Consider the following 24,787-nt stretch of genomic DNA (forward strand, 5'->3'; position numbering starts at 1 on the left):
GGCGCCGCGATCCAAGCTAAAAGTTTGAAAAGACGTGAATCCGTCTTTACGGTCCCGGCCAGCCATACAAAGTCCTCACGGGATTGTTGCCGAAATGAGATCAGAATTTTTCAGGCGCGCCCGGTTCTGCGTCGCCTCCGCCGCCCTCGTCCTCTCCGCCTCCGCAAGCCTCGCAGAGCCCGCGCATGGCATAGCTATGTATGGCGATCCCGCCCTCCCCCCGGATTTTGTGTCCCTGCCCTACGCCAACCCCGACGCCCCCCGCGGCGGCGCCGTGGTGACCGGCAACGTGGGCACCTTCGACACCCTCAATCCCTTCACCCTGAAGGGCGAGGCGCCGTGGCAATTATCCTACCTCACGCACGAGTCGCTGATGGGCCGATCCTACGACGAACCCTTCACGCTCTACGGCCTTCTCGCCGAATCGGTCGAGACGGGCCCGAATCGCGAGTGGGTCGAATTCACCCTCCGCGAAGACGCCCGCTTCTCCGATGGCTCCCCCGTCACGGTCGAGGACGTGATCTGGTCCTACCGCACCATCGGCGAGGAAGGGCATCCGAAATACCGCGCCTTCTGGTCCCAGGTGGGCGAGATAAAGGCCACCGGCCCGCGCACCATTCGCCTCACCTTCACCACCGAGGACCGTGAACTGGCCCTCCTCGCCGGCATGCGCCCCATCCTCAAGAAATCGCAATGGAACGAGCTCGATTTCGCCGCCTCCCGGCTCGAGGATATCCCAATCGGAACAGGCCCTTACACGGTCGAGAATTACGAGATCGGCCGCCACGTCACCCTCCGGCGCAACCCCGACTACTGGGGCAACGACCTCCCCTTCCGCCGCGGCACGATGAATTTCGACGAGATCCGCATCGAATTCTACGGCGACAACACCGTCCTGCAGGAGGCCTTCAAGGCCCAGGCCGTCTCCTATCTGCGCGAATTCAACGCCGAACGCTGGGCGACACAGTACAACTTCCCCACCGTCGAACGCGGCGACATCGTGCTGACCGAGATCCCGCACCAGAAACCCTCCGGCATCACCGGCTTCGTCTTCAACACCCGCCGCCCCCCGCTGGACGACTGGCGCGTGCGCGAGGCGCTGATCCGCGCCTTCAATTTCGAATACGTCAACGACACGCTCACCGGCGGCCGCCAGCCGCGCATCACCTCCTATTTCTCCAACTCCGACCTCGCCCTCCAGCCCGGCCCCGCCAAGGGCCGCGTCCGCGAGCTGCTGGAGCCCTTCGCCGACACCCTGCCCCCCGGCACGCTCGAAGGCTACCATCTGCCCGAGGGCGACGGCACCAAGCGCAACCGCGGCAACATCCGCGCCGCCATGAAACTCCTGAACGAGGCCGGCTGGAGCGTCGAGAACGGCGTGCTCAAGAACCCCGAGGGCCGCCCCTTCGTGCTGAACGTCCTCCTCCGGCAGGACGCGCTCCTCAGCCAGGTCACCACCTACATGGAGATCTACAAACAGGCGCTCGAACGGCTCGGCATCGACCTGCGCATCGAGACCATCGACAACGCCCAGTATCTCGCCCGCGAGGCGGAGTACGATTTCGACATCACCTTCATGCGCCGCGACCTCTCGCTCTCGCCCGGCAACGAACAGCGCCTCTACTGGGGCGCCGAGGCCGCGGATCAGCCCGGCGGGCGCAACCTGATGGGCATGAAATCCGCCGCCGCCGACGCAATGATCGACGAAATGCTCTCCGCCCGCAGCCGCGAAGACTTCCTCGCCGCCGTCCAGGCGCTCGACCGGGTGTTGATTTCGGGTCGCTATGTCATTCCGATCCATCAATATTCCGAGGGCCGGATTGCGCATTTGAAGGAATTGAGTTATCCACAGGACCACCTTCCAGTCTACGGGGACGGGGTTTGGTTCCTCCCGCAGGTCTGGTGGTACGAGGCAGAAGACCGATAACAGGCAAAACAAGAAACCACGAGGGTGGACCAATGAAAAGGCTGATTGCTTTGGCGCTGATCGCTGTAGCCGTGTCAGGCTGCGCAACGGTCGACGGTGTCGGCCGGGATATCTCGGGCGCGGCACGCGGCGTTCAAAGCTGGTTCTAGGACCAGCGTCATCTGATTGTCACATGCTTCCGCTAGGGCGCGAGGCATGAATATTCTTGTCCTCTGCACCGGCAATTCCGCCCGGTCGATCCTGCTCGAGTCGATCCTGAACACCGAAAGCGTCGGCCGCGTCCGCGCGTTCTCCGCCGGCTCGCAACCGGCCGGCCGGGTGCATCCCCAGTCGCTCAGGCTGCTCGAGGAGAAGGGCCACGACATCACCCATGCCCGCTCCAAAAGCTGGGATGAATTCGCCGCCGACGACGCGCCGCTGATGGACATGGTGATCACCGTCTGCGGCTCGGCGGCGGGCGAAACCTGCCCCGTCTGGCCCGGCGCCCCGGTCCGCGCGCATTGGGGCGTGGACGACCCGGCCAAGGCGCCCGAGGCGGAATGGGAGGCCGCGTTCAACGAGGCCTACGACAAGCTGGAGGCCCGCGCCCTGGCCCTGCTCGACATGAATTTCGAGACCATGGAACAGGGCGAGTTGAAGGCCATGCTCGACCGCATTGGTCAGCAGGGCTGACCCACCTGCCAATCGCCCCTGTTGCGCGGCACACAACATCTTGCCTGTTGCGCGCTGTACGGCGCATCAACACCAAGCGAAACTGACCGAAACACCGACGTGATACCGACGTATTACCGACGCGATACCGACACGGCATCCACAGCAAAATAAGCCCGTTAACCCGATTCGCCCGAAATCCCTGTCGACAGCTCCGAAATCACCGCGGCGTCACCCTCAGCCAGATCCCGTCCTTCCCCCTGACCGTCAGATGCGCCACCGGCATCGCCGGCCGTTCCGGCACCACCTCGAACCGGCGTTCCCTGACCAGCAGCGACAATATCAGCGGCCCCTCGATCATCGCGAACCCGGCCCCGGTACACACCCTCTGCCCCGCCGAAAACGGCATATAGGCATGGCGCAAACACTCTTTCCCGTTCTCCGTCGCGAACCGCGCCGGGTCAAACGCGTCGGGCCTTTCCCAAAGCCTCTCATGCCGCTGCAAATGCCATGGGCTCAGCACGATCTGGCTGCCCTTCGGCACCTCCCTGTCGCGGAACCTCTCCGGGCACGCGGCCTCCCGCACCATCATCGGCACCGGCGGGTAAAGCCTTAGAGTCTCACGGAAAATATCCCTCGCCACCCGCAGCTTGCCCATGTCGGAAAAGCCCGGAACCCCGTTGCCGTAGACCTCAATTGCCTCCGCTGCCAGCTTCTCCTGCCACTCCGGATAAAGCGCCAGCAGATACAGCGCCCAGGCCAGCGCCGAGGCGCTCGTCTCATGCCCCGCCAGGAAGAAGATCGCCACCTGATCGACCATCTCTTCCGTGTCGAACCGCTCTCCCGTCTGCGGGTCCGCCGTGGTCATGATCTTGGTCGCCAGATCGTCCGGCGCCTCCCCCCGTTTGATCTCCGCCATCCGCTCCGTGGTCAACTGCGTGATCAGCCGCCGGATCGTCGCCGCCGTAGCCTTCGTCTTCCTCCGGTGAAACCGCGGAAACCAACGTGGCAAGGGGATCAGCGCCCCGAGGTTCAGCACCGGCTGGCTCCGCTGATGCTCCTTGAACTCCGCAAAGACCTCCCGCGCCACCGCATGCTCGATCGGGATCGAGAACAGCGTGCGAAAGATCACGTCCGCCGCCGCGTGGCTGGTTTCCTCTTCTATTTCAATGGGTTCTCCATCGGCCCTCGCCCTCACGCGCGCCACCGCACCCTGCCCCGCCTCCAGCATCGCGGGGAACGTATCGCGCAGCCGCCCGCCCTCGAAAGACGGATCGATGATCCGCCGCTGCCGCTTCCACACCTCGCCATTCGTCACGAACACCGAGTTCCCCAGAAGCGGCCTCAACCCCTCCCGAATACGGTCCGATTTCGGGAAATCGTCCGGCCGTTCCTTCAGGATCAGGTCGACCAGTTCCGGCTGATTGCAAAGGAAAGACCGAAAGAACGGCGTCCGGTATTCCGCCATCCAGGCCCGGTACAATCTTGCCGGCTGGGCCGACAAAATATCCTGCCGAAACAACCGCATATACCGCCGAAGCGATACCGCACCCTCCCGCGCGGGGGGCTTGGGCGGCAGGGTCATGCCGCCGTGCTCGTGTATTTCGACGCAGCGATTTCGATCCGGCTGGGCGATGGCGGGCGGTTCTCGAACCGCTCCGACAGGGTCATCGGCCCGGCGGTGATCCGGAAATAGTCATAATCCCCCGGCTGGTCGAAGGCGCAAAGGTATTGAAAATGCAGCCGAAAAAACCGCCAGCGCAACGCCTTCCACCGCTCCGGGCTCAGCGTCTGCGTGAACGCTGCCGACAGGATCAGTGGCCAGCGCTTGCCCTTCTCCGGCGCCACGCCCGACACCGCCACCGGGTCGCACAGCGCAAAGGCACAGCCATCCCCCGGCGCCGTCACATCGACCCAGGTCAGCTCGTCCCGGGTGCATAGGAACGCAAGATCGCGCCGTAACCTCTTGGCATCAGGCAGAAAAGACACCATCGGCACCACCTGCCCCAGCGACAGGAACGACAGCGTCGGCCCGTTCGCCGGCACGTATCCCAGCCGGATCAGGTCGGCCAGCACCGACACCGCCAGATGCGCCCCCGAGGAATGCCCGACGACCAGCACCTCGTCCACATCCGACCTCATCGCATCGGCAATCTCTGCCGTGAACCGCGCCATCCGTGTCTCCAGCTCCGGCGGCTCGGCGCCGCGGTGCCGGGCGGAATAGGCATAGTCATGCATCAGGTAATAGGCGAAAAACTTGTTGTCCTTCCTGCGAAACCACTCCAGCGCGAAGGGCGCCACGACGAGCCCCACCCAGAACAGCCAGGAATGCACATAGGCCGCCAACAGGCTCCCCAGTCCCCAGGCCAGCCCCAGCGCGATCAGCAACTGCACCAGCAGGAACCCCACCGGGTAAAGTGCCGCTATCACCGGCCCCTTGCGCAGCCGCATCAGGCGAAAGAGCGCCCCCGAGGCGATATAGACCCACGCCGTGCGGATCATCAGCAGGTAGGTCCCCACGATGCCCCGCTCCATGCTGTCCCGCACGATATCGGACCAGACCAGCACGTCGAACTCGGCATCGACCGTCGCGCCATCGATCTCGCCCCGGACGCTCCAGCCATAGCGCTTCTTGCCGCGCTTGGCCTGCAGGTCGATGGCATAGCCCGAGATATCCGCCTGCTCCGCGCCCTCTTTCCGATAGAGCTCGCGATAGCGGCGGGGATGGATCGGGTCATAGCCCGGGATGTAGAAGACGCGCCGGCGGCGCACGGTTTGCTGGGGCAAGCTGCTCATACCTCACCTCTGTTGGGCGACAGCCTAGCGCAGCTTTTTGGCAAGAGTAAGACCTAACCGAGGGTGGCAAGTGCCGGGAATGTCTCGAGAAGCCAGAAGGAAAAGGCCGAAAAGCCCCCCGTCAGCATCAAGAGCCCGATGGTCCAGAGCAGCAGGCCCATGACCCGTTCGATCTGTTCCATGTGCCGTTTCATCCACGCCATCAGCCCGCCCAGTCTTGGCAGGAAGGCCGCGACCAGCAGGAACGGCACGCCCAGCCCCACGGCATAGACCGCCAGCAGCGCTGTTCCCCGCGTGACGGATCCTTCCGACGCCGCCAGCGACAGGATCGCCCCAAGCTGCGGGCCGATGCAGGGCGTCCAGCCAAAGGCGAAGGCCAGGCCCAGAACATAGGCCCCGAAGGACGATCCGCCCCGGTCGCCCACATCCATCCGCGCCTCGCGGTCGAGAAAGCCGATCCGGTAGACGCCCACGAAATGCGCCCCGAAGATCATCACAACAACGCCCGCCAAGGTATTGAAATAACCCTGGTATTGCAGGAACACCATGCCCGCCGCCGAAGCCGCGAACCCCAGCAGGAGGAACACCGTCGACAGCCCCAGCACGAAGAACAGCGCCGGCAGAACGGCCCGTGACCGCGGCTGTCCGGAGGCGGAAAGATCCCCCACGGTGATCCCGCTCATATAAGCCAGGTAGGGCGGCACCACGGGCAGAACACAGGGGCTGAGAAACGAAATGATCCCCGCGGCAAGCGCCACGGCCATGGCCGGAAGAAGGGCCGCGTCGATGATCTCGATTCCGAACATGGCGCTCACATAGACCATTCGCGGGGCCGGGTCACGAGGCCATCTGTCACAACCCTGTAGACTTGCCGTGATGCGTGGATTATCCCGCGCGCATGGAAGCCGATCTCACCCTCGATGCCCGCGGATTGCTCTGCCCGCTGCCGGTGCTGAAACTGCGCAAGCGGCTGAAGTCACTGGAGATTGGCGCCGTGCTCGAGCTGTGGGCCGACGATCCGGCCGCGGTGATCGACGTACAGCATTACTGCAGCGAATCCGGCCATGATTTCCTCGGGATGGACGAGCAGGACGGCTTTACCGCCTACCGCGTGCGCAAGTCCGGCTGAGGCGCCGGACATGAAAATCCCGGCCGCTTGGGGCCGGGATCATTCGTTTCTCTGACCGGATCTACCGCCCGATCGACCACCAGCCGCGGCGTTTCGGCTTGTCGTCTTCCTCGGCCGGTTCCGCCGTGGCGTTGGCGGGTTCCGGTTGACGCTCCGGTTCGGGTTCCGGCGCGCTGGCAGGCTCTGCCGGGGCCGGTTCCGAGACCGCTTCAGGCGCGGCTTCGGGCTCGGGCTCCGGCGCCGGTTCAGGCGCCGGCTCGGCCTTCTTCGCGCGCGACCGGGTGGTCTTCTTCGGCGCCGGTTTCTTGGCGGCCCCGTCCTCCGCGCTGTCCGATGCCTCGGCCGCTTCCGGTTCCGGCTTGGCCTCTTCGGGCTTGGCCTCTGCGGCCTCCGCTGCCTCCGGCGTTGCCTCGGCCGCTTCGGTCTTGGCCTTGGCTTTGGATTTCGACGAGCTGCGCGGCTTGCGCGTCACCGTGCGCTTCGCGGCGGGCTCGGCCTCTTCGGCCTTCGCCTCTGCGGTTTCGGTCTTCTCGGGTTGATCGTCACCGGCTGTCTCTGCCGCGGCCTCCGGCTTGGCATCGGACTCCGAACCGGCATCTTCCGAAGACTTGCTGTCCTCCGATGCGTCCTCGGTCCTCTGATCCTCGCCATTGCCCGAGCGTGACTTGGACCGGCGGCGGCGCCGGCGGCGGCGCTTCTTGGGCTTGCCGTCATCCTCGCCGTTGTTCGACGCGGGGGCCTCCTCGGCCTGCTGGGCCTGATCCTCCTCGGTGCTTTCGTCCTCGTCGACATCGTCCATCAGCGAGCTGTCGACCGACACCACCGGCGCGGCCTCGGGCACGTGGCGGGTGGCGGTCTTGAACTTGTCGATGCTGAAGTCGGGACTGATCAGAACCGGGTCGCCCTCGATCCGCACGGACAGGCCGTAGCGCATCTCGATCTGGGCGACATGCTCGCGCTTCTGGTTCATCAGGAAGTTGGCAATGCCCACCGGGCATTTCACCAGCACTTCGCGCGAACGGCGGCGCACGCCTTCCTCCTCGATCTGGCGCAGGATCGACAGGGCGAGGTTGTCGTCCGAGCGGATCAGGCCGGTGCCGTGGCAGGCCGGGCAGGCCTGTGTGGTCGCCTCGATCATGCCGGGGCGCAGGCGCTGGCGGCTCATCTCCAGCAGGCCGAAGCCCGAGATGCGCCCGACCTGGATGCGCGCGCGGTCGGATTTCAGCTTGTCCTTCAGCTTCTTCTCGACGGCGTTGTTGTTCTTGCGCTCGTCCATGTCGATGAAGTCGATCACGATCAGGCCGGCAAGGTCGCGCAGGCGCAGCTGGCGGGCCACTTCCTCGGCGGCCTCGAGGTTGGTCTTGAGCGCGGTTTCCTCGATCGAACCTTCCTTGGTGGCCCGGCCGGAGTTCACGTCGATCGCCACCAGCGCCTCGGTCACGCCGATCACGATGTAGCCGCCCGACTTGAGCTGTACCGTCGGGTTGAACATCGAGCTGAGATAGCTTTCCACCTGGTAACGGGCGAAAAGCGGCATCTGGTCGCCGTAATGCTTCACGTTCTTGGCGTGGGACGGCATGATCATCTTCATGAAGTCCTTGGCCACGCGATAGCCGGCCTCGCCCTCGACATGCACCTCGTCGATGTCGCGGTTGTATAGGTCGCGGATCGACCGCTTGATCAGGTTGCCTTCCTCGTAGATCTTCGCGGGCGCAATGGATTGCAGCGTCAGCTCGCGGATCTGCTCCCACAGGCGCTGCAGGTATTCGTAGTCGCGCTTGATCTCGGATTTCGTGCGCTTGGCGCCTGCGGTGCGCACGATCAGGCCGGCGCCCTTCGGCACGTCGATCTCGGAGGCGATTTCCTTCAGCTTCTTGCGGTCGGCGGCATTGGTGATCTTGCGGGAAATGCCGCCGCCGCGGGCGGTATTGGGCATCAGCACGCAGTACCGGCCGGCCAGCGACAGGTAGGTGGTCAGCGCCGCGCCCTTGTTACCGCGCTCTTCCTTGACGACCTGCACCAGCAGGATCTGGCGGACCTTGATGACCTCCTGGATCTTGTAGCGGCGCGGGCGGGGTTTGCGCGGCGGGCGGATGTCGTCGGTGTCGTCATCGTCGGCGATCGACTCGATCGTGTCGTCCTTCGACGCCGCATCCGAGCGCTTCGACGAGGTCCGGCCCTTGGACGCGCCGTTGCCGTTACCGTTGCCGTTGTCGTCGTGGGCATGATCCTGGTGATCGTCCTCGGCCGGTTTGGCGTCCTTGGCCGCAGACTTGTCGTCGCCTTCCGACGTCTCCGCGCCGGCGCTGTCCTCTTCGGGTTCCTCGACCGGGGTTTCCGCCACGGTCTCCATCGGCGAGAGGCCTTCCTCGTCCCCTGCCCCGGTGCCCTCGTCGAGCTCGATCGTCTCCATGCCCGAGATTTCCTCGGAGGAGGTCACGGCATCGTCGGATTTCGCCTTCGCGGCCTTCGAGCGCGACGACGAGCGGCGCGACGAGGAGGATTTCTTGGGCTTCTCGTCGTCATCCTCGCGGGCGCGCTGCTGTTCGGCATAGGCGCGCTCTTCCTCGAGCAGGGCTTCGCGGTCGGCCACGGGGATCTGGTAGTAATCCGGGTGGATTTCCGAAAACGCGAGGAAGCCGTGCCGGTTTCCGCCGTAATCGACGAAGGCCGCCTGAAGCGACGGTTCGACCCGCGTTACCTTTGCGAGGTAGATATTTCCGGCGAGCTGCCGTTTGTTCTCGGATTCAAAATCGAATTCCTCGACCTTGTTTCCGTCGACCACCACGACGCGGGTCTCTTCCGCGTGGGTGGCATCGATAAGCATCTTCTTAGCCATTTATGTCCGTTGCACGACAAGGGCCGCCTGCACCCCGGGGGTGCGAGCGGGCGTTGGTCATGTCTTTCTGAAGCGATATGCAACGCGCGGAAGGCCCGACCGGATCGGGTCTTTCCGTGGAACGTCGATGTTCTCGCGCGCGTCATCGCGGTTCTTCTCCAGGGCTGCGGAGCCTCGGCCCCCGCCCCCGTTCATGTGCCGCATCATCATTCGGGATGTGTCGGCGTCTCGTGGTCCATCAAAGGACCCAATCGGTTGCCTCGCAATCCGTTTTTCGGGCTGAGGCAGCGAAACTCTGAAATGGTCCACCATCGGTGGATCATGTCTCCTAAATAACGGGGGACGGCGGTAAAACACAATGGGTAATCGTGACCGCGCGCCAATTCGCGCACGCGCGGCGGGGCTGGTCGGGGCTCACCGGGGCGCGAAATGCGCGGAGACGTTTCGCCTGCGAGGCACTGGCCCGCGCGGGCGCCAGTCCGGTCAGGCGGAGAAGTTGGGCTGACCGTTCGACGCCATGAGCCCGCCATCGACCGGCAGGACCACGCCGTTGACGAAACGCGCGTCGGCCGAGGCGAGAAACGCGATCACGCTGGCCACCTCTTCGGGTTGGGCGCCGCGGCCCATCGGGATGCGGTCCTTGAAGCGCGTCATCAGGGCGTCATCCTCGCGAATTCCTTCCGACATAGCGGTCTCGGTCATCGTCGGCGCCACGGCGTTGACGCGGATATCCGGCGCAAGGTCCAGCGCCATGGCGCGGGTCATGTTGCTGACCGCGCCCTTGGACGCGTTGTAACCGAACATCGTCCAGTCGCCACCTTCGCCCGAAACCGAGGAGGTATTGACGATACAGGCGCCCTCCGCTTTCCGAAGATGCGGAAGCGCGGCGGTGACGCAGTTGAAGACACCCCCGGCATTGATGCGCATGGTCTCCTCGAAGTCGTCATGGGACAGCTCACCCGGGCCGCCGCCGCGGGCGATGCCGGCATTGTTGACCAGACAGGTCAGGCCGCCGAAGGTTGCGACCGTTTCCTCGACCAGCTTTTCGACCTCGGCGGCGGACGACACGTCTCCCGGCACGACATGACATTGCATCTCGGGCAGGTCCTTGGCGACGTCCTGAAGTTTTTCCTTCGTCCGACCGTTGAGGACGACGTTCCAGCCGTCCTCGGCAAACCGCCGGGCCGTGGCGGCGCCGATACCTGAGCCGGCGCCGGTGATGATGGCGGTGCGGGTCATGCTGCTCTCTCCTTTTCGTGTTGAAGGAGGAACGCGTGGTCCGCGGGCTGGTTCCGGCGCGCTAGAGGTAGTCGGACCGCTGCAGCCCGTACTTGGCCATCTTCTCGTTCAGCGTCCGGCGCGGCAGGCACAGCTCGTCCATCACCGAGGCGATCGAGCCCTTGTGCCGGCGCATCGTGTTGTCGATCAGCATCCGCTCGAACGCCTCGACATATTCCTTGAGCGGCTTGCCCTCGGTCGTCATCACCGGCTGCATGTCCTGGTGATCCGACATCAGCAGCGAGGCGATGGTGCCGCTGCCGCGCCGGGCCTGAAGCACGGCGCGCTCGGCCACGTTGATGAGCTGGCGGACGTTGCCGGGCCACGGGGCCTGCAGCAGCTGGGCGGCTTCCTGCGCGCTGACCTGCGGCGCGTCGCAGCCGTAATCCTCGGCGAACTGGTCGGAAAAGCGGGTGAAGAGCGTCAGGATATCCTCGCCCCGCTGGCGCAGCGGCGGCACGGTGATCCGCAGGCTGGCCAGCCGGTAGAACAGGTCAGGCCGCAGCGCGTCTTCGCAGGTGCGGTCCTGTTCCTGAAGGTTGCAGATGGCCACGATCCGGGTTTCCGGCGGCGTGCCCTCGTCGTTGATGAAGGTAAGCAGCTTGGCCTGTGCCGCGTCGCTGAGCGACTCGATGTCTTCCAGCACCAGCGTGCCGCCACGGGCCTCTTCCACCGCGGGAAGCTGGTTGTCCTCGGGGTTCATCGGGCCCAGCAGGCGCTTGACCAGCACGTCCTGTTCCAGCGCGGCACAGGAGATCAGCACGAACTTCTTGCCGGCCCGGGCACCCACGGCGTGCAGGGCATGGGCCACCAGCGTCTTGCCGGTGCCGGTCTCGCCCTCGATCAGCACGTGGTTGTCGGCCTGCCCGAGATCGAGGATGTCCTCTTTCAGGCGCTCCATCACCGGGCTTTGGCCGATCAGCTTTTTCATGAGCTGGCCGCCATCCGACAGCTCGCGCCGCAGCGCCCGGGAATCGAGCGTCATCCGGCGGGCATTGGCGGCCTTCTTGGCCAGTTCGTTCATCCGGTCGGGGTTGAAGGGCTTTTCGAGGAAGTCGAACGCCCCCATCCGCATCGCCTCGACCGCCATGGGCACGTCGCCATGGCCGGTGATCATGATCACCGGCAGGCTCGAGTCGGTGCCCATCAGCTTCTTGAGGAACTGCATCCCGTCCATGCCGGGCATCTTGATGTCGGTGACGACGATGCCGGGGTAATCCGGGCCCAGCACCTTCAGCGCCTCCTCGGCCGATGGGAAGGCCTCGGTGTCGTAGCCGGACAAAGCCAGCCACTGGCTGATCGACTGGCGCATGTCCTTTTCGTCGTCGATGATCGCGATCTTCATGGCGCTTGGCATCTTGTTCTTCTCCGCTGCCAATTATTCTGCGGCCGGCCGTTTGGCCGTCTGCGTGTCTTCCGGTAAGATAGGTAGCTGCATTTCAAATACAGCCCCGCCCGATGCGGCGTTGCGTGCCGTCAGGCGCCCGCCCAAGTCGTTCACGATGCCCGAGGAAATGGCAAGGCCCAGCCCGACCCCCTCGCCCGGCTGCTTGGTGGTGTAGAACGGCTCGAACAGGTTCTCGATGTTCTCGATGCCGATGCCGTTGTCGCGGACGGTCAGCACGGCGGTCTCGCCCGCGGCGAGGATGATGTCGATGGTGGCGTCGGGCACGGTGCTGGTGGCGTCGAGCGCGTTGCGCAGCAGGTTGATCATCACCTGCTCGATGCGCACCCGGTCGCCCATCACCATGACCGGCCCGTCGGGCAGCGTGCGGGTGATCTTGACCTGCCGCTGGCGCAGCTGCGGCTCCATCATGGCAAGGGCGGAATTGAGCGCATCGGCCATGTTTACAGGCGCAAGCTCGTCGCCGCTCTGGCGGGCGTAGGACTTGAGCTGCCGGGTGATCGCGCCCATCCGCTCGATCAGGTCGTCGATCCGCTGGAAGGAGGAGATGGCCTCCTCCGGGCGGTTGCGGTTGAGCAGCAGGCGGGCGCCGGCGAGATAGGTTTTCATCGCCGCCAGCGGCTGGTTCAACTCGTGGCTGACCGCCGCCGACATCTCGCCCAATGCGGCCAGTTTGGAGCTTTGCGCCAGCGTCTGTTCGGCCACCGCGAGGTTTTCCTGAACCCTCTGTCTTTCGGCGATTTCCCGCTGCAACCGCATGTTCAGTGCGCGAAGCTCCGCCGACTCGCGCTGGAAGAGCGCCATCCGCACGGTGGCCTTGCGGTTGAGGAAATAGAAGGCCAGCGCCAGCAGGATGGCGAAGCACATGATCTCGAGCGCGAGGAAACCGTTCACCTTTTCCCGCACGCTGGCATAGGTGGTGAAGCTGGCGATGCGCCACCCGCGGAAGGCCACGCGGCCCCCCACGCGCATCACCGCCTCGCCCTGGACATAGGCGTCGGGCGGCAGCGTGTTCCAGTCGGCGGTGGCCTGCAGGGCGCGCTGGATGGCGCTGGAGGGCGGCTCCTTGGCGAGCGCCTCCTCCTCGGTCAGGCCGCGCCAGCGGGGTTCGGTGGCAAGGATGATCCGCCCTTCGCTGTCGGTGACGAGGACGGCGTCGGAAATACCGGCCCAGGCGCGTTCGTACTTGCCCAGCCCCACCTCGACGAGGATCACGCCCGCCAGCCCCGCCTGTGTCTCCACCCGGCGGGAATAGAAGAAGCGGAAGCGGCCGGCATCGTCGCGGAGGATGTTGAAAATGTTGTCTTTCGAGCGCGTCGCCTCGATGAACACGGGCGACTCGCGGTAGGACTGGCCGATCGATTCCCGGTCGGTCGAGGCGACCACCCGGCCGTCATTGCCCAGAAGCGTCAGCGAGGCCGCCGAAATCTCCTCGTTGAACGAGATAAGCCGTTGCGAGGATTGCGAGAAATCCGAAGTGGCCAGCGCCGAGATCAGCGTCGGGTCACGCGACAGGAGCTGCGGGACGATGGCGTTCTGGCGCAGCTCGCTCAGAAGGTTGCCGCTGTAGAGCACCAGCCGCAGCTCGGCCCGGTTGCGCGTCGTCTCGGTGAAGCGGTCGGTCAGCAGGCTGTTGGTCACCGCCACGGTCGAGACAGCGAGCACCACGAGGATCGCAAGCGCAAGCCGCGCCCGCCAGCTCAGCGTGCGCAACCGCCTGCGAGAGCCGCCCGAGGGCTCTTTGTCCGACGACGTTGCCATGCGGGTCAGGATACGCCGCCGCAGCCGTTGCAACAAGGGCTCACGCGGTCTGCAACTGGTCGACGAGGCTGTTGAAGAGGATGCGCCCCTCGGTATTGCCGTGCAGGGGGTCGGCCATCCGCTCGGGGTGGGGCATCATGCCCAGCACGCGGCGGTTTTCCGACAGGATGCCGGCGATGTCCTCAAGCGAGCCATTGGGGTTCTGCACGTAGCGGAAGGCGACGCGGTTCTCGTCGTTGAGGCGCTTGAGCGTGTCCTCGTCGGCATAGTAGTTGCCGTCATGGTGGGCGATCGGGATGGTGATCGTGTCGCCCTGGCTGTAGCCTGAGGTATAGGCGCTGTCGGCGGTTTCCACTTTGAGTTCAACGGGTTTGCAGACATACTTCAGCCCGCCATTGCGCAGCAGGACCCCCGGCAGAAGGCCGGTTTCCGTCAGCACCTGGAAGCCGTTGCAGACGCCCAGGACATAGCCGCCCCGCTCGGCATGGGCGATGACCGACTGGCAGATGGGCGAGTTCGCCGCGATCGCCCCGCAGCGCAGGTAGTCGCCGAAGGAGAAGCCGCCCGGCACGCCGATCACGTCGATGCCGGAGGGCATCTGCGTGTCCTTGTGCCAGACCATCGTCACGTCGGCCCCGGCGTTCTCGAAAGCCACTTTCAGGTCCCGGTCGCAATTCGAGCCGGGAAAGACCACCACTGCCGCTTTCATGTCGTGTCCTTTCTGAAGAAGATCCTGTCGGTGGCGAGCCAGAGCAGACCGGCGACGGCCCAGCCGACAAGACTGATGAGCCCAAGGATAACGGGCATAAACCACAAGCCCTGCCAGGTGTCGAGCCGCACGTTGCCGCGGGAGGCGGGAATCGCGCGGATGGCGGCGGTCTCGCCCACCTCGATGTCGAAGGAGGCATGCGCGCTGCCGACGCTGGCGCGGCGGGGGGCGCCGTCGATCTCGTAGGTGAAGACCGGTTCGTAATTCACCGTGCCGCGGTCGAAGATCGTCTCGCCCGGCCATTCGTAGCGTTCCACGACCGTGCCGATGACGCGTTCGGAGCGGAGCACGTAGACCGCGCTTTCCAGTCCGAAGAGCGCCGCCGCAAGCAGCATCAGCACCGGAAAGGCGAAGAGGATCACCGCGACGCGCTGGCGCCAGGTCATCCGTGCGAGCCGGCCCGACAGGGCCCATGCCACGATTGCCCCGGTATAGCCCCGGGGGCGGTCCATCAGGCGATCTCGACCGTGTAGCTTTCGATAACCGTGTTGGCGAGCAGCTTTTCGCACATCTGCGTGACGGTTTCCTCGGCCTTCGTCTTGTCGGTCTCGGCGAGGTCGATCTCGATCACCTTGCCCTGGCGGACGCCCTCGACCCCGTCGAAGCCCAGCGACCCAAGCGCGTGGCGCACCGCCTCGCCCTGCGGGTCGAGCACACCGGTTTTCAGCATCACTTGCACACGTGCCTTCATCGGCCCTGCCCCTCTTCTGCTCAGTTGATCAGGTGTGGCTTGGTCATCGGGGTCGATGCCTTGGGCATGACACCCAGCCGCTTGGCCACTTCCGAATAGGCATCCGTCAGGCTGCCGAGGTCGCGGCGGAACACGTCCTTGTCGAGCTTCTGGCCGGTTTCGATATCCCACAGCCGGCAGCTGTCGGGCGAGATTTCATCCGCCACGATCAGGCGCATGAAATCGCCCTCGTAGACGCGGCCGATCTCGATCTTGAAGTCGACCAGCTTGATTCCGACGCCGAACATCACGCCCGACAGGAAGTCGTTGACCCGCAGCGCGAGGCTCAGGATATCGTCCATGTCCTGCTGGGTGGCCCAGCCGAAGGCGGCGATGTGTTCCTCGGTGACCAGCGGATCGCCCAGCTTGTCGTTCTTCAGGCAGTATTCCACGATCGGGCGGGGAAGCTGCGTGCCCTCGTCGATGCCCAGCCGCTTGGCCATCGAGCCCGCGGCGTAGTTACGCACGATCACCTCGAGGGGGATGATCTCGCAGGCGCGGACGAGCTGTTCGCGCATGTTGAGCCGTTTCAGGAAGTGGTTCGGGATGCCCACGTTGGTCAGCCCGGTCATGAAATACTCGCTCAGCATGTTGTTGAGCACGCCCTTGCCTTCGATCACGTCCTTCTTCTCGGCGTTGAAGGCGGTGGCGTCGTCCTTGAAATACTGCACGATGGTGCCCGGTTCCGGCCCCTCGTACAGGGTTTTCGCCTTGCCTTCGTAGATTTTCTTGCGACGCGCCATGCTGACTCCAGATACTGCAGGTGCCGGGCGACTCCCCGTCCTGCCTTTGCGCTCTCCATAAGGCATGGGACCCTCTGCCGCAAGCACCGGGGACAAGGGCCCCGCGGCGCCCTGCCCCCTTGCGGAACGCGGCCCCTGAGGGCATACCCAAGGGGAAACCGAAACGCTTTGCCTGGGAGCGGAGACATGACCACATTCGACGATCGCGAAAACGCCTTCGAAAACAAGTATGCCCATGACGAGGAGATGAAGTTCAAGGCCGAGATGCGCCGGAACAAGCTTCTGGGCCTCTGGGCGGCGGAGCTGCTGGGCAAGACCGGCGAGGATGCCAACGCCTATGCCGTCGAGGTGGTGAAATCGGATTTCGAGGAAGCCGGCCACGAGGACGTGGTGCGCAAGGTCGCGGGCGACCTGGGCGACCTGGCCGATGCCGACACGATCCGCGGCAAGATGGACGAGCTTCTGAAAATCGCCAAGGACCAGGTGATGAAAGAGGCGTAAGCCCCTGATCTGCAAACTTAGAGGGGCGTTTTCGCGGCTGCGGGGGCGCCCCTTTTTCATGCCGCGCTCATGTAAATGATGCATGTTTTGTATTTGCGTGCAAAGCGGGAACGTGACAGATGAAACCTCAGTCTTTTCACAGGATATCCGAATGACCGACGCCCTCTCCCGCATGATGGAAACCCGCGACTGGATCCTGGCCGATGGCGCCACGGGCACGAACCTCTTCAACATGGGGCTCAGCTCTGGCGACGCGCCCGAGATGTGGAACGAGGAGCATCCGGACCGGATCGAGACGCTCTATTCCATGGCCGTCGACGCGGGCAGCGACCTGTTCCTGACCAACTCGTTCGGCGGCAACGCCGCGCGGCTGAAGCTGCACGGGGCGGAGAAACGGGCGCGGGCACTGTCCCGCATCTCGGCCGAGATCGGGCGCGAGGTGGCCGACCGGCGGGACCGCCCGGTGATCGTGGCGGGTTCGGTGGGCCCGACGGGCGAGATCATGGCGCCGATGGGCAAGCTCACCCATGAGCTGGCGGTGGAGATTTTCCACGAGCAGGCCGACGGGTTGAAGGAAGGCGGGGCCGACGTGCTGTGGCTCGAGACCATCTCGGCGCCCGAGGAATACCAGGCCGCGGCCGAGGCGTTCCGGCTGGCCGGGATGCCGTGGTGCGGCACGATGAGCTTCGACACGGCGGGCCGCACGATGATGGGCCTGACCTCGGCCGGGATGGCCGAGATGGTCGAGAAGCTCGACACGCCGCCGCTCGCCTACGGCGCGAATTGCGGCGTGGGCGCGTCGGACCTGATGCGCACGGTGCTGGGCTTCGTGGCACAGGGCACCGGGCGGCCGATCATCGCCAAGGGCAACGCGGGTATCCCGAAATACGTGGACGGGCACATCCATTACGACGGCACGCCGGAGCTGATGGCGGAATACGCCGTGCTGGCCCGCGATGCGGGGGCCACGATCATCGGGGGCTGCTGTGGCACGATGCCCGAGCACCTGTCGCAGATGCGCGAGGCGCTGGAGACGCGGGAGCGCGGCGGGCGGCCGACGCTGGACCGGATCACCGAGGCGCTGGGGCCGTTCTCGTCGGCCGTCGACGGCACGGAAGAGGACAGCGATCCGCAATCGGCCCGCCGGGGCCGTGGCGGGCGTCGGCGCCGGGGCTGAGGCGCCTCAGAACAGCGCGAGCTGGTCGCCCGCGCGGGGCGGTATGGCGAAGAGATCGGTGCGGAGTGGCGGCAGGCGCTTGTTGAGCCCCAGCCGGGCGGCGGCCACGCGGAAGCGGGCTGCGATCATCTCGGCATGGGCCCCCTCGCCCCGCATCCTGCGGCCCCATTGCGCCTCGTAATCCTTGCCGCCATGCATGCCGCGCACGAGCCCCATGACCCGCGCGGCCCGGTCGGGGAAATGCGTCTCGAGCCATTCACGGAACAGCGGCGACACCTCCAGCGGCAGGCGCAGCATGACCCAGCTTGCCCCCTCGGCGCCGGCGTCCTTGCCGGCCTTGAGCAGCGCCTCGATCTCGTGGTCGTTGATGGCCGGGACGATGGGCGAGGTCATGATCCTGACCGAGATGCCGGCCGCGCTCAGCCGCTCAATTGCCTTCAGCCGGCGGGCGGGCGACGGCGCGCGAGGTTCCATCTTGCGGGAAAGTTCGGGGTCGAGCGTGGTGACCGAAAGCCCCACGCGCACCAGCCCGCGGGCGGCCATGTCCGACAGGATGTCGATGTCGCGCTCGATCAGGGGTCCCTTGGTGACGATGCCCACGGGGTGGTTGAAATCGCTCAGCACCTTGAGGCAGGCGCGCATGATTTCATGTGACTTTTCAATCGGCTGGTAGGGATCGGTATTGGTGCCGATGGCGATTGTGGCAGGCCGGTAGCGTCTGTTCGACAGCTCCCGCGTCAGCACCTCGGGAGCGTCGGGGCGGGCCACCAGCCGGGTCTCGAAATCGAGCCCCGCCGACAGGCCGAGCCAGGCGTGGCTGGGCCGGGCGAAGCAGTAGATGCAGCCATGCTCGCAGCCGCGATAGGGGTTGATCGAGCGGTCGAACGGCAGGTCGGGTGAGCGGTTGTAGGTGATCATCCGCCGCGGCACCTCGAGGCTGACCTGGGTGCGCAGCGGCGCCTCCTCCTCGGGGTCCCGGTTCCAGCCATCATCCTCGTAGACCCGGCCATGCCGTTCGTACCGGCCGGCGGCATTGCTGCGGGCGCCGCGGGCGCGGCGCCGGAGCCTCGGGTCGACGGTATCGGGCAGGTCCTGATCCATGGGTCATTCATGGAACATTAGGGGAACATTTGCAATAACCCATGGATCAGGTTGGGGTGAAGACGCCAGCCCCGGCGCGAAATCGCGCGACGCGTCGGAAGCGAGACCGGCAGTGTCGTAATTCGGAAAGTGCGCCTGCGACAAATTGACGATAGCTTCGCGAGAAACACACGCGCGCGGCGCCAGCGAATGCAAGGAACGGCTCATGTCCGACGAAGAAGACGACATCATCCTGTCGGAACTGGACGACGAGGAACTTGTCCAGCAGATGTTCGACGACCTCTATGACGGTCTCAAGGAAGAGATCGAGGAGGGGGTGAACATTCTTCTCGAGCGTGGCTGGCAACCCTACCAGATCCTGACCGAGGCGCTGGTCGGCGGCATGACCATCGTCGGCAAGGATTTCCGCGACGGGATCCTGTTCGTGCCCGAGGTGCTGCTGGCGGCCAACGCGATGAAGGGCGGCATGGCCATCCTCAAGCCGCTGCTGGCCGAAACCGGCGCGCCCCGCGTGGGCAAGATGGTGATCGGCACGGTCAAGGGCGACATCCACGACATCGGCAAGAACCTCGTCTCGATGATGATGGAAGGCGCCGGGTTCGAGGTGGTCGACCTCGGCATCAACAACCCGGTCGAGAACTATCTCGAGGCGCTGGAAACCGAACAGCCGGACATTCTCGGCATGTCGGCCCTGCTGACCACGACCATGCCCTACATGAAAGTCGTGATCGACACGATGGTGGAACAGGGCGTGCGCGACGATTACATCGTACTGGTGGGCGGCGCGCCGCTGAACGAGGAATTCGGCAAGGCGATCGGCGCCGACGCCTACTGCCGCGACGCGGCCGTGGCGGTGGAAACCGCCAAGACCTTCGTCAGCCGCAAGCACAACCAGGGCGCCACGGGCTGAGCCGCCGCCAGAGAGGCATTCGGAACGGCCCGCCGGATCGTGCGGGCCGTTTCTGTTTGGGATGACGTGATGACCGAATTGCCGAGCGACACCACCCTGACCGAGGACGGCTTCGCCGAGCCGGCGCGGGGCCGCATCCTGCTCATCGCCTGCGGGGCGCTGGCGCGGGAGATCCTGGCGCTCAAGCGGGCCAATGGCTGGGAGCACATGGTGCTGCAATGCCTGCCGGCGAAGTATCACCTCTACCCCGAGAAGATCACGCAGGCCGTAGAGGAGACGGTGCGCGAGAACCGCGACGCCTATGACGAGATCTTCGTGGTCTATGCCGATTGCGGCACCGGCGGCCTCTTGCAGGCGAAATGTGCCGAGCTGGGGGTCGAGATGGTGGCGGGCCCGCATTGCTATTCCTTCTTCGAGGGCAGCGACACCTTCGCCGCGCGCGACGAGATCACCGCTTTCTATCTCACCGATTTCCTGGTGAAGCAGTTCGACGCCTTCGTGTGGAAGCCCATGGGCCTCGACCGGCACCCCGAGCTGCGCGACATGATCTTCGGCAATTACACCAAGCTGGTTTATCAAGCGCAGGTTAACGACCCGGCGCTTGAAGCGAAGGCGCGGGACTGCGCCGCGCGACTCGGGCTCGACTACGAGTATCGCTTCACCGGTTACGGAGATCTTAAGACCGCGCTCGCCGCCCGGGCCTGACCTGCCGCTTCCTCTGAAGTGAATTGGCCCGCAGGGCCAAGAGGGGCAGCGCCCCTTCCCCGCTCAGGCCGCCTCGGCCGCAACGTTGCGGATGCGCTCGACCATCGCGCGCAGGCCGTTGGAGCGCTGCGAGGAGAGGTGGTCGTTCAGCCCCAGCCGGGCCAGTTCGCCATGGGCGTCGACCTTCGGCACCTCGGCCACCGGACGGCCGTTATAGAGCGCCTTGAGCACGGCGATCAGCCCGCGCACGATCATCGCGTCGCTTTCGCCCTCGAAACTGAAGGTTCCGTTCTCGATCCGGGGGTGGAGCCAGACCTGGCTGGCGCAGCCGTCGACCTTTGTGGCCGGCACCTTCAGGGCGTCGTCGAGCGGCTCCATCGCCTTGCCGCGATCGATCACGTAGCGGTAGCGGTCTTCCCAGTCCTCGAGGAACTCGAAATCCTCGACGATCTCCTCAAATGCCTCGGTGGCCAACGGTCCGGTCCCTTTTCCTTGCGCTCCCAGACACCTAGGCGCGGATTTGCGGCACGTCCAGCCCCAAGGGCGCTTTTCAAGTCACGCCAATTGCGGTAACAGGCGGAAAGCCAAGGAAAGGTCATCGTGCATGCGTTTCACTGTTGTCGCCCTCATCCTTTCGACTTTGCTGCTTTCGGCCTGCGGCGGGGGCCTGCGAGACTCGCGGCTGAACCCGGCCAACTGGTTCGGGCGCAGCACCTCGGTCGAGACGGAGCCGGCCATGGTGCGCACGGCGGACGGGCGCGTGCAGGAGGTGAACCCGCTGATCGGCGAGCGCGGGTATTCGCAGCTGAGCGCGGCCAACCGCAAGGTGACGACAGAGCGCACGGGCCTTTTCGGGCGCAAGAAGGAAGTCATCTACCAGGGCACGCTGATCAGCCAGGTGACCGACCTCACGATCGAGCCGACGGCCACCGGCGCCATCGTGCGCGCCGTCGGCGTCACCACGCGGCAGGGCGCCTATGACGTGCGGCTCTTCCCGCTGTTCGACGGCGAACCGGTGGATGGCGTGCTGACCTACGAATTCCTGGCGCTGCAGCCGATCAACACGCCGCAGGGCCCCGAGCACACCCGCCGCATCCAGGCGGCGCAGCCGCTCAGCCATGGCGACCTTGAGAAGATCCGGACGATCCGGGTGATCGCCAAGCGCAACACCCGCCAGAGCGCCCGCCGCTAGGGACTGTCGCTACCGTCTCGCGCCAATCTGGGCTTCAGAGGTCGACCACCACGATCGACTTGCCCTTGGTGGCCAGGGCCACCTTGCCCTGACAGAGCCGCATCGCGTCGCGGCCGAACACCTCGTCGCGCCAGCCCTTGAGCGCCGGCACGTCGCGTTCGCCGGCGGAGATGGCATCGAGATCGGCGGCGCTGGCGATGAGCTTGGAGGCCACGCCGAATTCCTCGGTCTTGGCCTTCAGCAGCACGCGCAGCAGGTCGGCGAGCGCCGGGTTGACCTGCAGCTTCTCGCGCGAGCGGTCGGGCTTGGGCACATCGTCATTGGGCGTCTCGAGCCCCGCCTTCACCGCCGCGAGGATGCCGTCGGCGATCTCGCCCTTGCGGGCCTCGCGCAGCAGCAGGCGGGAGCGGGACAGCTCGTTGAGCGAGCCGGGCTTGGTCGAGGCCAGCTCGACCAGCGCGTCGTCCTTGTAGACCCGGCTGCGGGGGACGTTGCGGGTCTGGGCATAGTCCTCGCGGAAGCGGGCGAGTTCGCGCACGATGGCGAGGAACCGGCCCGAGGCGTTGCGGGTTTTCACCCGTTTCCAGGCGTCTTCCGGCCGGATGATGTAGGTTTCCGGATCCTTGAGGATCTCCATCTCCTCGGCCACCCATTTCTCGCGTCCGGTCTCGGCCAGCTTGTCGGCGAGGTATTCGTAGATGTCGCGCAGGTGGGTCACGTCGGCCAGCGCGTAGGTCATCTGCGCCTCGGTCAGCGGCCGGCGCGACCAGTCGGTGAAGCGCGAGGTCTTGTCGAGCGACTGCCGGGCGATGCGGCGAACGAGGGTCTCGTAGCCCACCTGCTCGCCGAAGCCGCAGACCATGGCCGCGACCTGCGTGTCGAAGAGCGGCTCTGGGATCACCCCGGCATCGACGTGGAAGATCTCGAGATCCTGCCGGGCGGCGTGGAAGACCTTGACGACCGAGCTGTCGCGGAAGAGCTCGTAGAGCGGCTCGAGCGACAGGTCGCCGGCGATCGGGTCAACCAGAACGGCATCGTCCTCGCCCCGGGTCGGCAGCGCCAACTGCACGAGGCAGAGCTTGGAATAATAGCTGCGCTCGCGCAGGAACTCGGTATCGACGGTCACGTAATCGCAGTCGGCCGCGCGGGCGCAGAACTCTGCCAGCGCCTCGGTCGTGGTGATGGTGGTGATCCGCGAACGGGTTTTTTCCTTGGTCATTCTGCCTCTTCGCCCCCAGTTCGGCACGGTATATGACAGCAGATCGGCAAAGAAAAGGCGATGGTTGAAATCTCCCGCAGCGGGGGTGCGGGCGCCGGTTATCCGGGCATGTCGCGGGCGTCGATGGTGAGCGGGGCGCGGTCGCCCGAGGCGAAGCGGCGCAAGACGGCCGGGTAGAGGATATGTTCCTGTGTCAGGACGCGGGCGGCCAGCGTGTCGGGCGTGTCACCGGGGCGGATGGAGACGGTGGCCTGCCCCAGCACGGGGCCCGCGTCGAGATCGGGGATGACCTCGTGCACGGTGCAGCCGGCCTGGGTGTCACCGGCGTCGAGGGCACGGGCATGGGTGTCGAGCCCGGGGTATTTCGGCAGGAGCGAGGGGTGGATGTTGAGCATGCGCCCCTGCCAATGGCGGACGAAGCCCTCGGTCAGGATGCGCATGAAACCGGCGAGGCAGAGGATGTCGGCGCCGGCCTGTTCGAGCTTGGCCTGGAGGGCGGATTCGAAGGCCGGGCGGTCGCCCTTGAAGGGGCGGTGATCGACCACGGCGGTGGGGATGCCACGGGCTTCGGCCTTGGCCAGCCCGCCCGCATCGGCGGAGTTGGCCAGCACGAGGCAGGGCCGCGCCGGGTGCTCGCCGGTCATGCTGTCGACCAGCGCCACCATGTTCGAGCCGCCGCCGGAGATCAGGATGGCGACCCGTCTTGTCAATGCAGCGCGCCGGTGTAGCGCACGCCCTGCCCTTCGGCGACGTGGCCGAGGGTGTGGACGGTCTCGCCCGCCTCCTGCGGCAGCGCGGTGAGCGCCTCGGCCCGGTCGGGGGCGGCGACGAGGATCATGCCGATGCCGCAGTTGAAGGTCTTCAGCATCTCGGCTTCCGCCATGCCGCCGGTCTCGGACAACCACTTGAAAACCCCGGGCAATTCCCAGGCGTCGAGGTCGATTTCGGCGCCGGTGTCGTCCGGCAGGACGCGGGGCAGGTTCTCGGTCAACCCGCCGCCGGTGATGTGGGCCAGCGCGTGGACGCCGCCGGCGCGGACGGCGTCGAGCGCCTGCCGGACATAGAGCCGCGTGGGGGCCAGCAGGGCTTGCCCGAGCGTGCCGTCGGACCAGGGGCAATCGGCGTCCCAGCCCAGGCCGGACAGCTCGACCAGCTTGCGCACCAGGCTGTAGCCGTTGGAATGCACGCCGCTGCTGCCGAGGCCGAGGAGGACATCGCCCGCGGCAACGCCTGCCGGCAGGTCGGCGCCGCGTTCCATGGCGCCCACGGCGAAACCCGCGAGGTCGAAATCGCCCGCCTCGTACATGCCCGGCATCTCGGCCGTCTCGCCGCCGATCAGCGCGCATCCGGATTGCGCGCAGCCCTCGGCGATGCCCTCGATGATCCGCGCGGCGGTTTCGGTCTCGAGCTTGCCCGTGGCGAAATAATCGAGGAAGAACAAGGGCTCGGCGCCCTGGCAGACAAGGTCGTTCACGCACATGGCGACAAGGTCGATGCCGATGGTCTCGACATTGCCGGTGTCGATGGCGATGCGCAGCTTGGTGCCGACGCCGTCGGTGGCGGCGACGAGAATGGGGTCCTGGTACCCTGCCCCCTTGAGGTCGAACAGCGCGCCGAAGCCGCCGAGGCCCGCCATGACGCCGGGGCGAGCAGTACGCTTGGCGGCGGGCTTGATCCGCTCGACCAGGGCGTTGCCCGCGTCGATATCCACGCCTGCCTCGGCATAGGTGATGCCGTTCCTGCCCTTGCTCATCGTCAGACCTCTCGCCGCTTGGTGGCGCCGGGTTAGCTTATGCGTAACGTGAAGGGAAGTACCTTGCGTGGCATGGGGCGGGGAATCGGGGTTAACCTGCTGAAACGGCGGGAAAACCGGGTGTCGGTATCACGTCGGTATAACGTCGGTATTTTGTCGGTGTTCTTTTCGGTGGGGAGACCGGGTTAACGGGGCGTGCGG

At 65.7% G+C, this 24,787-nt stretch carries 25 protein-coding genes; 9 read left to right on the top strand and 16 right to left on the bottom strand.

Annotated features, from left to right (window positions below):
* The first annotated feature begins 94 nt into the window (after nt 1-94).
* Genes RLN94_RS07970 through RLN94_RS07980 form a run of 3 tightly spaced genes read left to right on the top strand, consistent with a single transcriptional unit; the run spans nt 95 to nt 2,599 of the window.
* Nucleotides 95-1,927: an extracellular solute-binding protein gene (locus RLN94_RS07970; RefSeq protein ID WP_350128376.1), complete on the top strand. Its 1,833-nt coding sequence runs from the start codon at nt 95-97 to the stop codon at nt 1,925-1,927.
* A gap of 32 nt (nt 1,928-1,959) precedes the next feature.
* Nucleotides 1,960-2,076, top strand: coding sequence for a lipoprotein (locus RLN94_RS07975; RefSeq protein ID WP_177228371.1), 117 nt, complete (start codon nt 1,960-1,962; stop codon nt 2,074-2,076).
* Nucleotides 2,077-2,122: 46 nt separating this feature from the next.
* Nucleotides 2,123-2,599, top strand: a complete 477-nt coding sequence (locus tag RLN94_RS07980; protein WP_350128379.1) for an arsenate reductase ArsC — start codon at nt 2,123-2,125, stop codon at nt 2,597-2,599.
* A gap of 199 nt (nt 2,600-2,798) precedes the next feature.
* On the opposite strand, the gene RLN94_RS07985 is transcribed toward RLN94_RS07980, so the two are convergent.
* From RLN94_RS07985 to RLN94_RS07995, 3 genes are read right to left on the bottom strand one after another with little or no spacing between them, the layout of a single operon-like run.
* On the bottom strand, nt 2,799-4,163 hold the full coding sequence (locus RLN94_RS07985; RefSeq protein WP_350128382.1) for a cytochrome P450: 1,365 nt from the start codon (nt 4,161-4,163) through the stop codon (nt 2,799-2,801).
* A complete protein-coding gene (locus tag RLN94_RS07990; RefSeq protein ID WP_350128385.1) occupies nt 4,160-5,374 on the bottom strand; it encodes a hypothetical protein in 1,215 nt (404 codons plus the stop codon). The genes RLN94_RS07985 and RLN94_RS07990 overlap by 4 nt, the downstream gene beginning before the upstream one ends.
* Before the next feature lie 53 nt (nt 5,375-5,427).
* Nucleotides 5,428-6,180 carry a cytochrome c biogenesis CcdA family protein gene (locus tag RLN94_RS07995; RefSeq protein WP_350128388.1) on the bottom strand — a complete coding sequence of 251 codons (753 nt, stop codon included), beginning with the start codon at nt 6,178-6,180 and terminating at the stop codon, nt 5,428-5,430.
* Between the two features lie 92 nt (nt 6,181-6,272).
* Here RLN94_RS07995 and RLN94_RS08000 point away from each other — a divergent pair, with 92 nt between their 5' ends.
* On the top strand, nt 6,273-6,503 hold the full coding sequence (locus RLN94_RS08000) for a sulfurtransferase TusA family protein (RefSeq protein ID WP_350128391.1): 231 nt from the start codon (nt 6,273-6,275) through the stop codon (nt 6,501-6,503).
* Nucleotides 6,504-6,564: 61 nt separating this feature from the next.
* On the opposite strand, the gene RLN94_RS08005 is transcribed toward RLN94_RS08000, so the two are convergent.
* The 8 genes from RLN94_RS08005 to purC form a co-directional block, all read right to left on the bottom strand.
* The gene (locus tag RLN94_RS08005; protein WP_350128394.1) at nt 6,565-9,342 is read right to left on the bottom strand and encodes an Rne/Rng family ribonuclease; all 2,778 of its coding nucleotides are present in this window, start codon (nt 9,340-9,342) and stop codon (nt 6,565-6,567) included.
* 483 nt (nt 9,343-9,825) lie between these two features.
* Nucleotides 9,826-10,581 carry a meso-2,3-butanediol dehydrogenase gene (budC, locus tag RLN94_RS08010; protein WP_350128397.1) on the bottom strand — a complete coding sequence of 252 codons (756 nt, stop codon included), beginning with the start codon at nt 10,579-10,581 and terminating at the stop codon, nt 9,826-9,828.
* Nucleotides 10,582-10,642: 61 nt separating this feature from the next.
* Entirely contained in the window at nt 10,643-11,977 is a 1,335-nt protein-coding gene (locus RLN94_RS08015; protein WP_350128400.1) for a sigma-54-dependent transcriptional regulator, read from the bottom strand.
* 21 nt (nt 11,978-11,998) lie between these two features.
* Complete coding sequence (locus RLN94_RS08020) at nt 11,999-13,786, bottom strand: sensor histidine kinase (protein WP_350128403.1); 1,788 nt, start codon at nt 13,784-13,786, stop codon at nt 11,999-12,001.
* Nucleotides 13,787-13,826: 40 nt separating this feature from the next.
* Nucleotides 13,827-14,495, bottom strand: a complete 669-nt coding sequence (gene purQ / locus RLN94_RS08025; RefSeq protein WP_350128406.1) for a phosphoribosylformylglycinamidine synthase subunit PurQ — start codon at nt 14,493-14,495, stop codon at nt 13,827-13,829.
* A complete protein-coding gene (locus RLN94_RS08030; RefSeq protein WP_350128409.1) occupies nt 14,492-15,007 on the bottom strand; it encodes a hypothetical protein in 516 nt (171 codons plus the stop codon). Before RLN94_RS08030 ends, purQ begins: the two co-directional genes overlap by 4 nt.
* A complete protein-coding gene (gene purS / locus RLN94_RS08035) occupies nt 15,007-15,246 on the bottom strand; it encodes a phosphoribosylformylglycinamidine synthase subunit PurS (RefSeq protein WP_350128412.1) in 240 nt (79 codons plus the stop codon). The genes RLN94_RS08030 and purS overlap by 1 nt, the downstream gene beginning before the upstream one ends.
* 20 nt (nt 15,247-15,266) lie before the next feature.
* Nucleotides 15,267-16,028, bottom strand: coding sequence for a phosphoribosylaminoimidazolesuccinocarboxamide synthase (purC, locus tag RLN94_RS08040; RefSeq protein WP_350159169.1), 762 nt, complete (start codon nt 16,026-16,028; stop codon nt 15,267-15,269).
* Nucleotides 16,029-16,214: 186 nt separating this feature from the next.
* Between purC and RLN94_RS08045 the strand changes: the two genes are divergently transcribed.
* Nucleotides 16,215-16,529, top strand: a complete 315-nt coding sequence (locus tag RLN94_RS08045; protein ID WP_350125301.1) for a DUF1476 domain-containing protein — start codon at nt 16,215-16,217, stop codon at nt 16,527-16,529.
* Nucleotides 16,530-16,680: 151 nt separating this feature from the next.
* Nucleotides 16,681-17,706, top strand: a complete 1,026-nt coding sequence (bmt, locus tag RLN94_RS08050) for a betaine--homocysteine S-methyltransferase (protein ID WP_350125298.1) — start codon at nt 16,681-16,683, stop codon at nt 17,704-17,706.
* A 6-nt stretch (nt 17,707-17,712) separates the two neighbouring features.
* Here bmt and RLN94_RS08055 read toward each other — a convergent pair whose 3' ends face one another.
* Nucleotides 17,713-18,807, bottom strand: a complete 1,095-nt coding sequence (locus RLN94_RS08055; RefSeq protein WP_350125295.1) for a PA0069 family radical SAM protein — start codon at nt 18,805-18,807, stop codon at nt 17,713-17,715.
* A 205-nt stretch (nt 18,808-19,012) separates the two neighbouring features.
* Here RLN94_RS08055 and RLN94_RS08060 point away from each other — a divergent pair, with 205 nt between their 5' ends.
* On the top strand, nt 19,013-19,717 hold the full coding sequence (locus RLN94_RS08060; RefSeq protein WP_300894508.1) for a cobalamin B12-binding domain-containing protein: 705 nt from the start codon (nt 19,013-19,015) through the stop codon (nt 19,715-19,717).
* Nucleotides 19,718-19,786: 69 nt separating this feature from the next.
* Nucleotides 19,787-20,422: a DUF1638 domain-containing protein gene (locus RLN94_RS08065; protein WP_350125291.1), complete on the top strand. Its 636-nt coding sequence runs from the start codon at nt 19,787-19,789 to the stop codon at nt 20,420-20,422.
* Between the two features lie 63 nt (nt 20,423-20,485).
* Here RLN94_RS08065 and RLN94_RS08070 read toward each other — a convergent pair whose 3' ends face one another.
* Nucleotides 20,486-20,896 (bottom strand): SufE family protein, encoded by a 411-nt coding sequence (locus RLN94_RS08070; protein WP_350125288.1) that lies wholly within the window; start codon nt 20,894-20,896, stop codon nt 20,486-20,488.
* 130 nt (nt 20,897-21,026) lie between these two features.
* On the opposite strand from RLN94_RS08070, the gene RLN94_RS08075 reads away from it, so the two are divergent.
* The gene (locus tag RLN94_RS08075) at nt 21,027-21,614 is read left to right on the top strand and encodes a hypothetical protein (RefSeq protein WP_350125285.1); all 588 of its coding nucleotides are present in this window, start codon (nt 21,027-21,029) and stop codon (nt 21,612-21,614) included.
* Nucleotides 21,615-21,648: 34 nt separating this feature from the next.
* On the opposite strand, the gene rnd is transcribed toward RLN94_RS08075, so the two are convergent.
* The 3 genes from rnd to purM form a co-directional block, all read right to left on the bottom strand.
* Nucleotides 21,649-22,806, bottom strand: a complete 1,158-nt coding sequence (rnd, locus tag RLN94_RS08080) for a ribonuclease D (RefSeq protein ID WP_350125307.1) — start codon at nt 22,804-22,806, stop codon at nt 21,649-21,651.
* 125 nt (nt 22,807-22,931) lie between these two features.
* The gene (purN, locus tag RLN94_RS08085; protein WP_350125282.1) at nt 22,932-23,543 is read right to left on the bottom strand and encodes a phosphoribosylglycinamide formyltransferase; all 612 of its coding nucleotides are present in this window, start codon (nt 23,541-23,543) and stop codon (nt 22,932-22,934) included.
* Nucleotides 23,540-24,586 carry a phosphoribosylformylglycinamidine cyclo-ligase gene (gene purM / locus RLN94_RS08090; protein WP_350168769.1) on the bottom strand — a complete coding sequence of 349 codons (1,047 nt, stop codon included), beginning with the start codon at nt 24,584-24,586 and terminating at the stop codon, nt 23,540-23,542. Before purM ends, purN begins: the two co-directional genes overlap by 4 nt.
* Nucleotides 24,587-24,787: the final 201 nt, after the last annotated feature.

The organism is Roseovarius sp., from assembly GCF_040223625.1.
In the GTDB taxonomy this organism is placed as follows: Bacteria; Pseudomonadota; Alphaproteobacteria; order Rhodobacterales; family Rhodobacteraceae; genus Roseovarius.

Coding starts and splice junctions, on each gene's coding strand:
- RLN94_RS08000 (WP_350128391.1), top strand. CDS start 6,273: ATGGAAGCCGATCTCACCCTCGATGCCCGCGGATTGCTCTGCCCGCTG.
- RLN94_RS08065 (WP_350125291.1), top strand. CDS start 19,787: ATGACCGAATTGCCGAGCGACACCACCCTGACCGAGGACGGCTTCGCC.
- RLN94_RS07980 (WP_350128379.1), top strand. CDS start 2,123: ATGAATATTCTTGTCCTCTGCACCGGCAATTCCGCCCGGTCGATCCTG.
- RLN94_RS07990 (WP_350128385.1), bottom strand. CDS start 5,374: ATGAGCAGCTTGCCCCAGCAAACCGTGCGCCGCCGGCGCGTCTTCTAC.
- RLN94_RS07985 (WP_350128382.1), bottom strand. CDS start 4,163: ATGACCCTGCCGCCCAAGCCCCCCGCGCGGGAGGGTGCGGTATCGCTT.
- RLN94_RS08060 (WP_300894508.1), top strand. CDS start 19,013: ATGTCCGACGAAGAAGACGACATCATCCTGTCGGAACTGGACGACGAG.
- RLN94_RS07975 (WP_177228371.1), top strand. CDS start 1,960: ATGAAAAGGCTGATTGCTTTGGCGCTGATCGCTGTAGCCGTGTCAGGC.
- RLN94_RS08045 (WP_350125301.1), top strand. CDS start 16,215: ATGACCACATTCGACGATCGCGAAAACGCCTTCGAAAACAAGTATGCC.
- purQ (WP_350128406.1), bottom strand. CDS start 14,495: ATGAAAGCGGCAGTGGTGGTCTTTCCCGGCTCGAATTGCGACCGGGAC.
- purM (WP_350168769.1), bottom strand. CDS start 24,586: ATGAGCAAGGGCAGGAACGGCATCACCTATGCCGAGGCAGGCGTGGAT.
- bmt (WP_350125298.1), top strand. CDS start 16,681: ATGACCGACGCCCTCTCCCGCATGATGGAAACCCGCGACTGGATCCTG.
- purC (WP_350159169.1), bottom strand. CDS start 16,028: ATGGCGCGTCGCAAGAAAATCTACGAAGGCAAGGCGAAAACCCTGTAC.
- purS (WP_350128412.1), bottom strand. CDS start 15,246: ATGAAGGCACGTGTGCAAGTGATGCTGAAAACCGGTGTGCTCGACCCG.
- RLN94_RS07970 (WP_350128376.1), top strand. CDS start 95: ATGAGATCAGAATTTTTCAGGCGCGCCCGGTTCTGCGTCGCCTCCGCC.
- RLN94_RS08030 (WP_350128409.1), bottom strand. CDS start 15,007: ATGGACCGCCCCCGGGGCTATACCGGGGCAATCGTGGCATGGGCCCTG.
- RLN94_RS08055 (WP_350125295.1), bottom strand. CDS start 18,807: ATGGATCAGGACCTGCCCGATACCGTCGACCCGAGGCTCCGGCGCCGC.
- RLN94_RS07995 (WP_350128388.1), bottom strand. CDS start 6,180: ATGTTCGGAATCGAGATCATCGACGCGGCCCTTCTTCCGGCCATGGCC.
- RLN94_RS08075 (WP_350125285.1), top strand. CDS start 21,027: ATGCGTTTCACTGTTGTCGCCCTCATCCTTTCGACTTTGCTGCTTTCG.
- RLN94_RS08005 (WP_350128394.1), bottom strand. CDS start 9,342: ATGGCTAAGAAGATGCTTATCGATGCCACCCACGCGGAAGAGACCCGC.
- RLN94_RS08015 (WP_350128400.1), bottom strand. CDS start 11,977: ATGCCAAGCGCCATGAAGATCGCGATCATCGACGACGAAAAGGACATG.
- budC (WP_350128397.1), bottom strand. CDS start 10,581: ATGACCCGCACCGCCATCATCACCGGCGCCGGCTCAGGTATCGGCGCC.
- RLN94_RS08020 (WP_350128403.1), bottom strand. CDS start 13,786: ATGGCAACGTCGTCGGACAAAGAGCCCTCGGGCGGCTCTCGCAGGCGG.